We start from the raw sequence: 13723 nt of genomic DNA, 5'->3' as shown, positions 1-13723 counted from the left end.
CCTACGAGTTGTAGGAGGATCCGGCTCCCCGGCAGTCGCCGTGGGGTACGACGACGAGAGGTGCAAGATGCCCGGCGGCTCGAACGCCACGACGACCGGTGTCCCTCGCACCGGCCTTCCCTCGCAGGCCGTCCGGCCTCGGCGTCCGCCGGGCGAGCCCTGGCTCGGGGCGGTCGCGGCCGCCTTCACGCTCGCCCAACTCGTCCTCGTACGACCGGATCTCGGTCTCGGCTGGGACGAGACCGTCTACGTCAGCCAGGTCAGCGGTCACGTGCCCGCCGCCTACTTCAGCGCGCCCCGATCCCGCGGCATCTCACTCCTCGTCGCCCCGATCGCGTCGTGGTCCGACTCCACCGTCCTGCTCCGGATCTACCTGGCAGTCCTCTCCGGCCTCGCCCTCTACCTCGCCCTGCGAGTCTGGCGGGGCCACCTCGGGCGCGGCGCCCTGGCCTTGGCCGGCGGCCTGTTCGCCTCGTTGTGGGTGACGCTGTTCTACGGCCCCGAGGTCATGCCCAATTACTGGGTCGCCATCGGCGCCCTGGCCTGCGTTGGCTGCTTCCTCCGCGCCCGCGCGAACGCACGCGACCGGGCGGCCTGGTGGGGCGTGTTCGCGGGTGCGGCGCTGATGGCGTGCATGCGCCCCATGGACGCGGTCTACGTCGTGGTGCCCCTGCTCGCTCTCTCGCTGCGCCGCCCGCGTCTTCTCGTCGTGCTGGCCGTGGGGCTGGTGGCGGGTGCCGGCGAGTGGGTGATCGAGGCGTATACGAGCTATGGCGGCCTCGCGCAGCGCCTGTCCGCGGCCTCCGCCATTCAGGGCGGCCTCGGCTGGCACCTCGCTGCGGTCGACCAGTTGCGCAGTCTCGGCGGACGCACCCTGTGCCGGCCCTGCACCGGATCGGCCCCCAGCCCGGTGGTGACCCTGTGGTGGTTCGCGCTGCCGCTCCTCGCCGTCCTGGGAGCTGTGGTCGCCGTCCGAGCCCGGCGCGCGCTGCCCCTCCTGCTTCCGCTGGCCTGCGCTGTCACGGCCGCGGTCCCCTACCTGTTCCTCATCGGCTACGCGGCCCCCCGCTTCCTGCTGCCCGCCTACGCCCTGCTCGCCCTCCCTGCCGCCCAGGGCCTCGCCCACCTGGTCACCGCCCCGGTCAGCAGGGCCGGGCGCACCCTGGCCGTCAGCCTCGTGGCGCTCGGCCTGGCGGGCCATCTGGCCGTGCAGTACGCCGTCCTGGAGCACACCGTGCGCAGCTCCGCCGCCTCCCGCGCCGACTGGGCCGACACCGCCGCCGCCCTCCACAAACTCGGTGTACGGCCGCCGTGCCTGCTCAGCGGCTACGAAGCCGTCCCTGTCGCCTTCTATACCGGCTGTGACTCCGCCCAGACGTCAGGGCACGACGCCAGCACCACCGTGGCAGAGCTGACGCGTGCCGCTCACCGCACACCCTTCGCTGTGCTCGCTCCGCCAGGGGGCCGTCCGCCCGCGTACGCACGCACCTGGCCCGAGGAACAGGTCGACGTTCTTCGGGCGTACGTGGCACCCGAGGTACGGCAGGGGAGGTGACCGTCGTGACCCCGGCCGAGAGCCCGCCGATCGCCGTGGGCAGGCGCCTGCACGTCCAGCCGGGCATCACCCTGGTGGTGCTGACCGCCGCCGGCGGGATGCTCGCCGCGCACCGGGCCACGCTGGACAGCGGCACCGACCGGCTGGCCGCCGCCGACGGGGAGGGGCTGGTGCTCGCCTGCCTCGCCGCGGTGGGCACCTGGGTGTGCGCGGCCGTGGCGCAGCAGGGGGCTGTGGTCGAACGGCTGGGAACTCCTTGACGATGCCGGCGTAGTGGAAGGGCGCGGTGCGCGGGGGCCTGGTGCGTGCGTCCTGGTTGCGCAGGTTGACGGTGTCGCCCGGTGAGAGCTGGGAGTCGCTCCACCGCCGGGCCGGGCCCCGGTGACCGAGGCGAGTATCGACCGCGCCGTCCTCTCGCTCATTTCACGCAAACCGCTTACCGACTACAGCCTTGTAGACGTCAGGTGAACTGTAGATGATCGAGCAGGGGCGTCCATTCGTCCCCGCCCTGAACGGCGGATGCGTGCATCCCGTGCCCGGGGCGGTCGGACGAACCTCCGACTCGGCACATGCGGGTGCCGCCCGACGGAGGCGAGACAGAGGAGGCAGTCCTTGACTGACACCCATCGTGGCGGAATGGGCGTCGAGATCCGCCGTCGTACGGAGACGCACCTGGCGGCACCGCCCCCGACCCGGGCCCCAGCTCTCGCCGCCCCGGACACCGGGCCCCAGCAATGGCACCGGGGTATGACCCTGGTGGCCACGATCAGCCTGTTCATCGGCACGCGCGCCGCCTGGACCACCGCGATGGCGTCGAGCCCGCCGGTCGCCGCCGTCATCTCCTTCTGCTACGCCGCCATCCTCGTCTGCGCCGTCCTCAGCCTCCTCGTACGCGGCCGCCGGGCACTGATCAGGGTCGACGCGGCCGTACTGGTCACCGCCGTCGCCCTGGTGATCTGCGGCTACCTGCTCGACCACGCGGGCACGGACGAAGCCGCACTGACCTCCCAGGCCGCGAACCAGATCCTGCACGGCCGTCCGGTCTACGGCCAACCGTGGCCCTGGCTGTTCGCCACGCACGGTGTCGGGATCACCAAGACCATGTCAGGCGGTGCCGACTACACGTACGGCTATCCGCCGCTGACCGCCCTGCTCGCCGCACCGGTGCACGCCGTCCTCCATTCGACGGCGGCCGCCACCCTGGTCCCCACCGTCGCGCTGCTGGCCTCCTCGGTCCTGCTGTGGTTCCTGCTGCCGGCGCCCTGGCGGTCCGCGGCCACGGCCGTCTGCCTCGGTTTCGGCTTCCTGCCCCACTACGCCTACTCCGGCTATCCGGCCATCACGGCCCTCGCCCTGCTCATCCCCGTCGTGGTCCGCTGGCCCGGCACGGGCGAGGGCGGCCGCCTCGACCCCGGGGGCGTACTGCGGGCGGCCTGTCTGGGCGCCGCCTGCGCCGCCCAGCAACTCGCCTGGTTCCTCGCCCCGTTCCTCCTGATCGGCCTGTACGCAGTCCGGCGCGGCGAACTCGGCCCCCGGCGCGCCCTGGCGGTCACCGCCCGCTACACGGCCACCGCCGCCCTCACCTGGTCCGCGGTCAACGCGTACTTCGCCGTCCAGGACTTCCCGGCCTGGCTGAACGGGATCCTGCTGCCCCTGGAGCAGAAGGCGATCCTGCACGGTCAGGGCGTGATGGGCATCTCCTACTACTTCACCGACGGCAGCGACCGCCTCGACTACTACTCCTACGGCAGCCAGCTGCTCCTGCTCGGCCTGCTCGCGGCCACGGTGCTGTTCGTGCGACGGCTGGGGCCGGCCCTCACCGTCCTGCCCTGGCTCGCTTTCTACCTGGCCACGCGTTCCCAGGACGGCTACTTCCTGATGATGACCCCGCTCTGGCTGGCGGCCGCCGCCACCGTCCCGGCCACTGCCTTCACCACCGCCTGGCAGCCACGCCTGCCCCGCCTCGACGGCCGGCGGGCCAGGACCGTCGTCGCGGCCGGGCTGCTCGCTCCCGCCCTCGCGTGCGTCGTGATCGCCGCCGCGAGCCCGCCGCCGCTGCGCATGAGCCTCGCGCCGCACTTCGCCAAGCACGGCTCACGTGTCGGCGTCACCACCATCGACGTCCGGGCCGTCAACACCACCGGTACGGCACTCGAACCGCACTTCGCGAGCCGTACCGGCCAGGGCGCCTCCAACTGGTGGACGATCGACTCGGGTCCCACCGTGCTGGCCCCACACGCCTCCGCAGACTATCGAGTGGAACCCGAGGGGGGTTTCCGCGCGACGCCCGGTGGCCATGGGCCGGGGAGCTATCTCATCGCCGTCACCGGCACGCCGATGACGATCACCTCCGCCCACATCCCGGCCGCCGCTCCCGCCGTCCGGTGAGGCGGTCTTCTTCCGTGGCTGTGCATGGCGCCATGCGGCCCGTGCGGCAATCTCAGGGCGGGGCCTGTGCGCGGCGGCGGTCAGGATATGTTCAGGAACGGGCTGGCATGGTCGGGCAGCGTGACCTACGAAACGTCCGACAGCCAGGTGGTTCCGGAGGCCGGCCGGACAGCCGCTTCGGGGCATCGCCCGCGCTGGAACAAGGTGCCCGAACTCACCGTCTACTTCTGGATCATCAAGGTCCTGTGCACGACGGTCGGTGAGACCGCGGCCGACCTGCTGAACGAGAAGGCCGGCCTGGGGCTGACCGGTGTCTCGGTGCTGATGAGCGCCCTGTTGGCCGTCGTCCTGGTGGTCCAGTTCCGCACGAGTGCCTACCGGGCGGGCGTGTACTGGCTCGCCGTGGCGCTCATCAGCGTCGTCGGCACGCTGATCAGCGACAACCTCACCGACAACATGGGTGTGCCGCTGGAGACCAGTACGACGGTCTTCGCGCTCGTCCTCGCCGTCGTGTTCGTGGTCTGGTACCGACGCGAGCGGACCCTGTCCATCCACCACATCGACACCGTCGGCCGCGAGTCCTTCTACTGGCTGGCGGTGCTCTTCACGTTCGCCCTGGGCACCGCCGCCGGTGACCTGTTGTCCGAGCGCCTGGGCCTCGGGTACTGGCTGTCCGCCACACTGTTCGCTGCTGCCATCGCCGCAGTGGCCCTCGCGTACTTCGCGCTGGACCTGGACGCGGTGTGGAGCTTCTGGATCGCCTACCTCCTCACCCGCCCCCTCGGCGCCTCCATCGGCGACTACCTCTCCCAGCCCACCGGCGACGGCGGCCTCGGGCTCGGTACCGTCGTCACCAGCGCCCTGTTCCTGACGGTGATCCTCGGCACGGTCGGCTACCTGTCCGTCACCCGCAGGGACATCTCCGAACCGAAGCACCCGCCGGTACCCGCGGCCTGAGCTGCGGGAACAGCGGTGCTTCAGGAACCGTCCAGGCCGGCTCCGGCAGGGCCGCAGGTCCCGTCCGCATCGACGAACGGTTCATCGCACAGGTCATCCGACAGGCAGGCCGACCCTGAACCGTGCGCCCGGGGAGCCTGCCGCAGCCTCCCTTCGGCCGCGTCACCGGCAATCACTCACGGCTCTCCACCCGAGACGGCCTCGGCGATCGGCCGGTCGCCCGTCGCGCTGTAGTCGCGCAGCGGCGGGATCTTGCGATGGGCCGCCGAGTGGGTCCGGGCGCGGACTGCCGGCACGGGCCGTAGCCTGACGACGGCGTCCAACCCGCCGTCTGGCGCCGCGTTCAGGGCGACGTCTCCACCACCGGCCTGGGTGAGCCGCTGAACCATGGAAAGGCCCAGGCCGGTGCCGTCATGGCGGGCGTCAGCGGCACGCCAGAAGCGGTCGAAGGCCCGTTGCCGGTCGGTTTCGGTCATGCCTGGGCCCTGGTCGATCACATGCAGTTCGACCGTGCAGCCGTCGTCTGCCGTCGCGGTGGCGGTGGCGGTCGCCAGGGTGATCGTGGTGCCGGGCGGGGAGACGCTCAGCGCGTTGGACAGCAGGTTGTCGAGGATCTGTTCGAGTGCGCCCGCGACCGCCCACACCTGGCCGACTTTCGTGCCGGACACCGCGATGCCGACACGCTGATCGCCGGCGAACGCCGTCCAGATGGCCGCGCGGTCGGCGACGACGGCGTCGAGGTCCACGGTCTCCGGAGTGATCGCCGAGTTCTCCAGCCGGGCGAGGGCGAGCAGCCCCTGGACCATGCGGCTGAGGCGGGCGACTTCGTCGATCGCGTCGCCGAGACTGTCCTGGGCGCAGGCGGCGAGGTGGGGCTCGAAGTTCTCCAGACGCAGGCGCAGGGAGGTCAAGGGGGTCTTGAGCTGGTGCGATGCCTCGGAGGCGAAGGCTTGCTGGGCGTGCAGCAGGTGCTGGAGCCGGGTGGCCGTGCGGGTGAACGCGGCCGTCACCCGGCGTAGTTCGGGGGGCCCGTGGTCGGTGGCCGGAGGGTCGGTCAGGCGGCCGTCGGCGAGTTGCGTCGTGGCGCGTTCCAGAGCCCGCAGAGGGCGGGTGATCCAGCGGGCGAGCGCGGAACCGATCAGCGCGACCACCGCCAGCACGCCAAGGCCGACGACGCCGAGCGCGGCCCAGGTGGCATGCACCTTCTCGGCGATCGGGGTGAGCGGGTAGAGGGTCCGGACGACGCAGGGGACGGTGTCGCCTGTCCCGCCCGGCACGGTGGCGAACAGGACCTTGACGCCCGGGACGAGGTCGTCGCGGATCCCGGTGGCGGGCCGGTCGTGGAGGGCGGTGGCGATGTCCGGCTGGGAGGAGAGGTCCGTGCCCACGGCGGTGGCGTCGGCGGAGTCGGTGAGGACCGTGCCGCCTCGGTCGGTGATGACCACACCGCTGCCGGTGCGCCGGGCGTAGTCGCGGGCGAATTCCGGCAGGTCCGACGCCCGCCCGTGTTCGAGTTTCTCCTCGCACACCGAGGCGAGCGTGACCGCGCCCAGTTCGGCGGTGTGGGAGAAGCGGTTCAGCTCGTTGCGGGCGTAGACGAAGCCGAAGGGAACTTCCAGGGCCAGCAGGACGAGTGCCATGAGGCTGAGGTAGCTGAGCAGCAGACGGCGCGTCATCGGACGTCACTGCGGGGCTGATCCGGTGCGGCCGGGGCCGGGCCGGGACCTGTGGGCGGAACGAGACGGAACCCGATGCCGCGGATGTTCTCGATCCAGGCGGGGTCACCCAGTTTGCGGCGCAGGGCGGCGATGTGTACGTCGAGGGTCTTCGTGGGGCCGAAATAGTCCGGCTCCCACACCGTGTCGAGGATCTGCTGGCGGGAGAAGACGGCTCCGGGATCTTCGGCGAGGCAGACGAGCAGGGAGAACTCCTTGGGAGCCAAGGCGATCGGCGCCCGGCCCACACGCACCTGACGCGTCCGGCGGTCGACGCTGAGGGGACCGATCAGCTGGGCGCCGGCCGCACCGGCCGGGTCCCGGCTGTTGGCTGCTGCTGTCACCGGATCACCCGTATCGCCGGGCACGGCCCGCGTCCGGCGGGCCACGGCCCGGATCCGCGCCACCAGCTCCCGGACCCCGAACGGCTTCGACACGTAGTCGTCCGCGCCCAGTTCCAGACCGAGCACCCGGTCGGCCTCGGAATCCCGCGCGGTGATCATGATGATCGGGACCGCGGAGCGGGCTCGCAGCTCCCGGCAGACGTCGATGCCGTCCATGTCGGGGAGCCCCAGGTCCAGGAGCACCATCGCCGGCTCCGCGGCGGACAGGCCGTCGGCACCGGTTCGCGCGTGTTCCACGGTGAACCCGAAACGGCTCAACCCCTCCAGCAGGGGCTCGGCCACCCGGTCGTCGTCCTCGATCAGCAGCAGATGCATGCCGACAGGCTCACAAACGGCAGCCCTGCCGCGTTGTACAACCGCCGCGCTATTCCCTCATATCAGTGACCCTCCGGGTTTCTCATGTGACGGCGGCACGCGCGAGGTCGTCGACGGGCGGGCGCGGAATTCAGCCGGATGGCGCACTCGCGGACGAGGGCTGTGCCAGGACATCCAGTGTGTTGCCAGCTTCTGGTTAGGAGATGGTTAAGAAACAGGGCAACAGGATCGCCGTGATTCCGCCGAAGCGTGTGCTGCGGGCAGCCGGGAGCCGCCCATGACCTGTAACTTGCCGCGTGGCAGGCATGACTGCACCGTGCTGTGGGCCCTGGTTGCGCGGCTGTCACAAGGAAGCGGCAACACACATGCGCGACCCGTTTTTCTGGCGTTTCCGGGTTTTCGCCGCGGGGATTTCCGGAAACCACCTGTATTTCCGCTTGATTAGCGCTTACACGCCTTCCCGTAGTGTCCGATGTGCGGTCCGGTTCAGGTCCGCCGCGTGCTGGAAAAACCACTCGACTTCCGGGAATCCGCCATGCCCTCAGACACCCCCGACACGACGATCGACGAACTGCGGCGGGTGCGCCCGGATCTGGCGGAGCCGTTCGCGGCGGCCTTCCCCAGAGCGCGGGCCACCGTCCTGGGGCGGCTGTGGGGCGCCCTCGCGCGGGAGCCGGTGCCCGGCGTGACGGTCCGGCGACGCGAGGCGGACACACTGGTCGTAACGCTGTGCAACGGTGACCGGCTCACGGCGCCTGACGTGTGCGCCCAGCGGTTCGCCCGGGCGCCCGAGGACTTCACGGTGTCGGGGCCCGCAGGGCCGGTTCGCGGGCCGGCGCAACTCCTTGCCCAGCTGGGGCAGTCAGGATCGGCGGTGAGTCAGCTCGCCGCCGAACTGGACAACAGCGTCGTCAACCTCGCGCTGGCCCGTGCCGCGAATCCCGAAAGGCCCGGCAGGCCGCGCGATTCGGTCGATGCGGAGCAGGCGGTGGTCGACGGTCACCCGCAGCACCCGTGCTGCCGTACCCGTACCGGCATGTCCGTCGCCGAGGTCCTGGCCTACGGGCCCGAACACCACCCGGTGATCGAACTGGCCCTGCTGCCCGTCCCGGCCGACCGTTGGCAGAGCGCGGGCACCTGGCCGGCGGAGCTGCGGGACGGCGACACGCTCCTGGTTCCGGTCCACCCCTGGCAGCGGGACCACGTACTGGCGCGCCACCGCGACCTCGCCGTGACGGCGCGGACGATCCCGGCCCGGCCGCTGCTGTCGCTGCGTACGCTCGCACCGGTGGCCGAGCTGCCCGGCTGTCACATCAAGACCGCCCTGGACGTGCAGGTCACCAACTACCGGAGAACCATCTCGCCGGCGGAGGTGGCCGACGGACCGGCCCTGTCGGAGCTGGTCTCGGCCGTCGTCGACAAAGCCGGGTTCGGCGAGAGCCTGCGGGTGCTCCGTGAGCTGGGCGGCGGCGCGGTCCGGGTGGGTGGGCGCGCGTCCGACAGCTTGTCCGCGATGCTCAGGGAGTCCACCGACTCCCACCTCGGCGACGGTGAGATCGCCGTCCCGCTGACGGCGGTGCACGCGACCGGCGCCGCCGTCGTGGCGGGTGATCCGGTGCGCTGGCTGCGGGACTTCGCCGCGCTGGTACTGCCGCCCGCGTTGACCCTGCTGTCCATGGGAGTCGCGCTGGAGGCCCACGGCCAGAACACCCTGGTCGTCCTTCGGGACGGGAGGCCGGTACGCGTGCTCTACCGGGACCTGGACGGCGTCCGGGTCAGCCCGCGCAGGCTGGCCGCCTGCGGATTCACCCTGCCACCCCTCGCCGGCACCCGGGCGGGCGACGACCTGGACGCGCTGCGCACCAAGCTGTTCGGCGCGCTCGTCAGCGGGGTCTTCAGCGAGCTGGTCGACGTCCTCGCCCGCACCCGTGCCATCGACCCCGGGACGCTGTGGGAGACGGTGGCCGAGGCCGGCCGCCGGGCATACGCCGAACTGCCGGATCACGGGGACGAGGCCGTCTTCTTCGGCGACACCCTGCCGTTGAAGGCCACCATCGCGATGCGTCTGGCCGACGACCCCGGCAAGGCCCAGTGGATTGCCATGCCCAATCCCCTCACCCGGTACCGCCACTTCTGACGCACGGGAGCCACCCCATGACCACCTCCGCCATCGCGTCCGGCACCACGACCGCGGCACAGACCGATCAGCCGGACGAGACCGCCGACGCCGTCACCGCCCACACCCTGCTCAACTGCCTCGTCCGCGAGGTGTCCGCCCCCGAGCACCAGGTGACCGTCGACCACGACCACCTCCTGCTGCGCCTGCCGCGCAGGGACCTCCTGCTGCGGGCCCGACTCCGCCGGGTCTCGATGATCGGCGCCCACCGTTTCCAGGGCCCCGTCCAAAGGCTTCACGACGCCTCGTGGATCACCGTCGACTGGCGGGAACTGGCCGGCCATGTCCAGGAGGAACTGGAACTGCGCACCGGCACGGCCAACGACGAGTTCCTGGACCAGGTCGCCGACAGCCACGAGACCATCCGCACCACCCTGGAACACCGCGCCCGTCCGGCACCGCAACCGGGCCTGTGTCCGGACCTCTATCTGGCTTCCGAGCAGGCGCTGGTGTTCGGACACCGCTTCCACCCCACGCCCAAGGCCCGTACCGGGGACCCCGCGGACTGGCTGGCGTACGGACCGGAGACCGGAGCCCGCATCCGCCTGCACCACCTGGCCGTACGCCGCGAACTGGTACGGGAAGAAGGTGAGTCGGGCGAGCTGGACAGGCTGTTTCCGCCGGCGGACCCGGAATACGTGACGCTCCCGGTGCATCCCTGGCAGTTCCGGTTGCTGCGCGGTCACGAGGGGTTGCGCGCGGCGATGGCGGACGGCGCCGTCGTGGACGCGGGCGTCAGCGGGCCCGCATGGGTGCCCACCGCGTCGGTGCGTACGCTCTACCAGCCGGACGCGGACACCTTCCTGAAGTTCAGCCTGAACGTCCGCATCACCAACTGCCTGCGCAAGAACGCCGGTTACGAACTGTCGGGTGCCGTCGCCCTGAACCGGCTGGTCCAGCCCGTCATGACCCGGCTCGCCGACCGCTTCCCCGGCTGCGCGCTGCTCGCCGAGCCCGGCTACCGCACCGTCGCCGCCGACGGCGACACCGACCTGATCGAGGGTTTCGGCGTCATCGTGCGCTCCGGCCTACGGCCCCACCTCCGTCCGGGTGTGACGCCGCTGCTCGCCGCGGCGATCGCGGACGAGTACCCCACCAGCCAGGCCCACGTCTCCCACCTGCTGGCCCGCGGTGACGGAGACCTCCTGGCCTGGTGGGAGGCGTATCTCGGGTTGCTGCTGCCACCCGTGCTCGCCGCGTACTTCGAACACGGCATCGTCCTGGAACCCCACCTGCAGAACGTCGTCGTCGGCGTGAGCGCGGACGGCATGCCCGCGCAGATGCTGTTCCGCGACCTGGAGGGCACCAAGCTCCTGCCCCGTCATCATGAGCGGTTTCTGTCCGCTCTTCCGGAGGACGTCCGCGGGCCGTTGACCTACGACGCCGAACGCGGCTGGAACCGGGTCGCGTACTGCCTGCTGGTCAACCATGTCGCCGAGGTGCTCGGCGCCCTGGCCGACCTCCGGCCGGCACTCGAACCCGCGCTGTGGGGCCTGGTCCGTGACCGCATCGACGCATACGCCCACACCGCCGGTGAACCGCCCCGCCTACGGGCCCTGCTCTCCGGCGTCCCGCTGCCCGCCAAGGCCAACCTCCTGCTGCGCTGGTCCCGCCAGGCCGACCGGCACGCCCACTACATTCCCCTGCCCAGCCCGCTCGGCGCGCACTTCCCCCGCGAGGTGACGCCGTGAGGCCCGCACTTCTGCACCACGTCCGCCAGTTGGCCGACGACGACCTGCCCGCCTACCTCTACGACCTGCCTGGCCTGCGCGAACACATCCGCGCCGTCCGGGCCGCGCTGCCCCGCCGCGTCGAACTGCTCTATGCGGCCAAGGCCAACTCCGACCCCCGCCTGCTGCAGACCCTGGCCGGGCACGTCGACGGGTTCGAGGTCGCCTCCGCCGGCGAAGTCCGCCACGTCCGCGGCCTCTTTCCCAAAGCCCGGATCGCCTTCGGCGGCCCCGGCAAGACCCCGGAGGAACTGGCCGAGGCACTGGACGCGGGCGTGGAGCGCCTGCATGTCGAGAGCGAACACGAGCTGCGCACGCTGACGACCGTGCTGGGCGACCGCACGGTCGACGTGCTGCTGCGCGTCAACGTACCCGTGATGCTCCGTTCGGTCTCCCTGGTCATGGGCGGCTGCCCCAGCCCTTTCGGCCTGGACCCCGCGCACCTGGACCGATGCCTGCGGATCATCACGGACGACGGCCGTATCCGGCTGCGCGGGCTGCACATCCACGTCGCCAGCGGCCTCGACGCGCGTGCTCACCTGGCCCTCGTCGCCCAGGTCATGGCCTGGGCGGACCGTTGGGCGCACCAACAGGGGACCGCACTCGCCGAGGTCAACATCGGCGGCGGGATGGGCGTCGACTACACCCGTCCCGACGAGGTCTTCGACTGGGCCGCGTTCGGTGTCGGGCTGTGCCGGACGCTGGAACGCCACCCCCGTGTCACGCTGCGGATCGAACCGGGTCGCTCGCTCACGGCCTACTGCGGCTGGTACGTCACCCAGGTCCTGGACGTCAAACGCAGCCGCGGCCAGGCGTTCGCCGTCCTGCGCGGCGGAACCCACCACCTGCGCACACCGGCCGCGAAACAGCACGACCAGCCCTTCGAGATCATCCCCGACCAGTCGTGGCATCACTCCTGGCCCCGCCCGGAGGTCCGCGGCGAGCCGGTGACACTGGTCGGCCAGCTCTGCACACCCAAGGACGTGCTGGCCCGCCGCGTCATGGTCGACCGGCTGCGGATCGGCGACCGGATCGCGTTCGCCATGGCCGGTGCCTACGCGTGGAACATCTCCCACCACGCGTTCCTCATGCACCCCCACCCGACCTTCCACCACATCGACGACCTGGACACGCCCGTCGCGGACGCGTGCGCGGGCCGGCCGGCATGAGCCTGCAGTGCCGCCCGCCACGCGGAAAGGAGCACGGTTCGGCGCTCGCGACCCTCACCGTCCGGGCCTTCCGCCGTTACCTGCTCGGCCAGCTGACCTCCAACATCGGCACCTGGATGCAGCGAGCCGCCCAGGACCTCCTGGTCCTGCAGCTGACCGGCGACAGCGGCAGGGCGGTCGGCGTCGTGACCGCACTGCAGTTCCTGCCCCAGACCCTGTTCGGCCTCACCGGGGGAGCCCTCGCCGACCGCTACCCCAGACGCCGGCTGCTGCTGATCACCCAGACCGCCATGGCGGCGCAGTCACTGCTGCTCGGCGTCCTGACCGTCACCGGCACGGTGAGCCTGCCGTCCGTCTACGTCCTGGCCGCGGCCCTCGGCACCGCCACCGCCGTGGACGGTCCCGCCCGCAACGCCCTCATATCGGAACTGGTCGTCCGCGAGCAGATGGCCGCCGCGGTCAGCCTGAACTCCGCCCAGTTCAACGTCGCCCGCATCCTCGGGCCCGCCGCAGCGGGCCTGACCGCGGCCGCCGTCGGTACCGGCCCGGTGTTCCTGATCAACGCGGTCTCCTATCTGGCAGTCCTGTACGGGTTGGTCACGATCCCGTCCGGTGAACTCCGGCACCCCGGCAGGCACCGACCCGGCGACAAGTGCCTGACCGACGCCTTCCGCCACATCGCCACCACACCGGAACTGCTCCTGCCGATCACGCTCGTCGCCTTCGTCGGCACCTTCGGACTCAACTTCCAGGTCACCATCTCCCTCGTGGCCATCACCGTCTTCCACTCCGGCGCGGCGGCCTTCGGCTGCCTCTCCGCCGCCTATGCGGCGGGCAGCCTGGCGGGTGCGCTCCTCGCGGCCAACGGGAGGCAACCGCCCACCCCCCGACGTCTGATCACGGCCACGGTCGTCTTCGGCGTACTGGAGGCCGCGCTGGGCCTGATGCCCGGCTACGGCACGTTCATGGCCCTGCTGGTCCCCGTCGGCTTCGCCGCGGTGATCGTCACCACGACCGCCAACGCCCTGACACAGCTGCACGTCGACCCGCACCTGCGCGGGCGTGTGCTGTCCGTCTACTTCCTCGTGCTCCTGGGCGGCACTCCCATCGGCGCCCCTCTCGTCGGCGTCGTCTCCGACGCCCTCGGCCCCCGCTCCGCCCTGATACTCGGCGGTGTGATCTCAGCGGCCTCCGCGCTCGCTCTGTCGGCTTGGAGTACCGAGCGGCACCGGCCGAATCAGCGGCGCGTGGCGCCTGACCCGGTCCCGTCACGGGGCGAGTGATACGCACGGTGGCAGTCAGGATGCGTTCAGG

The 13723-nt window shown here is 71.4% G+C and carries 10 protein-coding genes; 8 read left to right on the top strand and 2 right to left on the bottom strand.

Annotation, left to right across the window (positions count from 1 at the left end):
• The first annotated feature begins 67 nt into the window (after positions 1-67).
• The 4 genes from ACZ5K7_RS12185 to ACZ5K7_RS12170 all read left to right on the top strand — a co-directional run bounded on the left by ACZ5K7_RS12185 (position 68) and on the right by ACZ5K7_RS12170 (position 4900).
• Positions 68-1555, top strand: a complete 1488-nt coding sequence (locus ACZ5K7_RS12185) for a hypothetical protein (RefSeq protein WP_468912843.1) — start codon at positions 68-70, stop codon at positions 1553-1555.
• Positions 1552-1815, top strand: a complete 264-nt coding sequence (locus tag ACZ5K7_RS12180; RefSeq protein ID WP_468912841.1) for a hypothetical protein — start codon at positions 1552-1554, stop codon at positions 1813-1815. The genes ACZ5K7_RS12185 and ACZ5K7_RS12180 overlap by 4 nt, the downstream gene beginning before the upstream one ends.
• Before the next feature lie 376 nt (positions 1816-2191).
• Entirely contained in the window at positions 2192-3943 is a 1752-nt protein-coding gene (locus tag ACZ5K7_RS12175) for a hypothetical protein (protein WP_468913245.1), read from the top strand.
• A 120-nt stretch (positions 3944-4063) separates the two neighbouring features.
• A complete protein-coding gene (locus ACZ5K7_RS12170; RefSeq protein ID WP_468912839.1) occupies positions 4064-4900 on the top strand; it encodes a COG4705 family protein in 837 nt (278 codons plus the stop codon).
• A 176-nt stretch (positions 4901-5076) separates the two neighbouring features.
• Here the strand turns inward: ACZ5K7_RS12170 and ACZ5K7_RS12165 are convergent, their stop codons facing one another.
• On the bottom strand, positions 5077-6576 hold the full coding sequence (locus ACZ5K7_RS12165; protein ID WP_468912838.1) for a sensor histidine kinase: 1500 nt from the start codon (positions 6574-6576) through the stop codon (positions 5077-5079).
• Positions 6573-7334 carry a response regulator transcription factor gene (locus ACZ5K7_RS12160; protein ID WP_468912836.1) on the bottom strand — a complete coding sequence of 254 codons (762 nt, stop codon included), beginning with the start codon at positions 7332-7334 and terminating at the stop codon, positions 6573-6575. The genes ACZ5K7_RS12165 and ACZ5K7_RS12160 overlap by 4 nt, the downstream gene beginning before the upstream one ends.
• Before the next feature lie 535 nt (positions 7335-7869).
• Here ACZ5K7_RS12160 and ACZ5K7_RS12155 point away from each other — a divergent pair.
• Genes ACZ5K7_RS12155 through ACZ5K7_RS12140 form a run of 4 tightly spaced genes read left to right on the top strand, consistent with a single transcriptional unit; the run spans position 7870 to position 13692 of the window.
• Entirely contained in the window at positions 7870-9471 is a 1602-nt protein-coding gene (locus ACZ5K7_RS12155) for an IucA/IucC family protein (protein ID WP_468912834.1), read from the top strand.
• A gap of 17 nt (positions 9472-9488) precedes the next feature.
• Positions 9489-11201, top strand: coding sequence for an IucA/IucC family protein (locus ACZ5K7_RS12150; RefSeq protein WP_351703215.1), 1713 nt, complete (start codon positions 9489-9491; stop codon positions 11199-11201).
• Positions 11198-12409, top strand: coding sequence for a type III PLP-dependent enzyme (locus ACZ5K7_RS12145; RefSeq protein WP_468912832.1), 1212 nt, complete (start codon positions 11198-11200; stop codon positions 12407-12409). The genes ACZ5K7_RS12150 and ACZ5K7_RS12145 overlap by 4 nt, the downstream gene beginning before the upstream one ends.
• Positions 12406-13692 (top strand): MFS transporter, encoded by a 1287-nt coding sequence (locus ACZ5K7_RS12140; protein ID WP_468912831.1) that lies wholly within the window; start codon positions 12406-12408, stop codon positions 13690-13692. The genes ACZ5K7_RS12145 and ACZ5K7_RS12140 overlap by 4 nt, the downstream gene beginning before the upstream one ends.
• Positions 13693-13723: the final 31 nt, after the last annotated feature.

Source organism: Streptomyces sp. NPDC031497, assembly GCF_055580905.1.
Note: the sequence above shows the minus strand (reverse complement) of the source record. Positions and strands in the feature narration are given on the sequence as shown.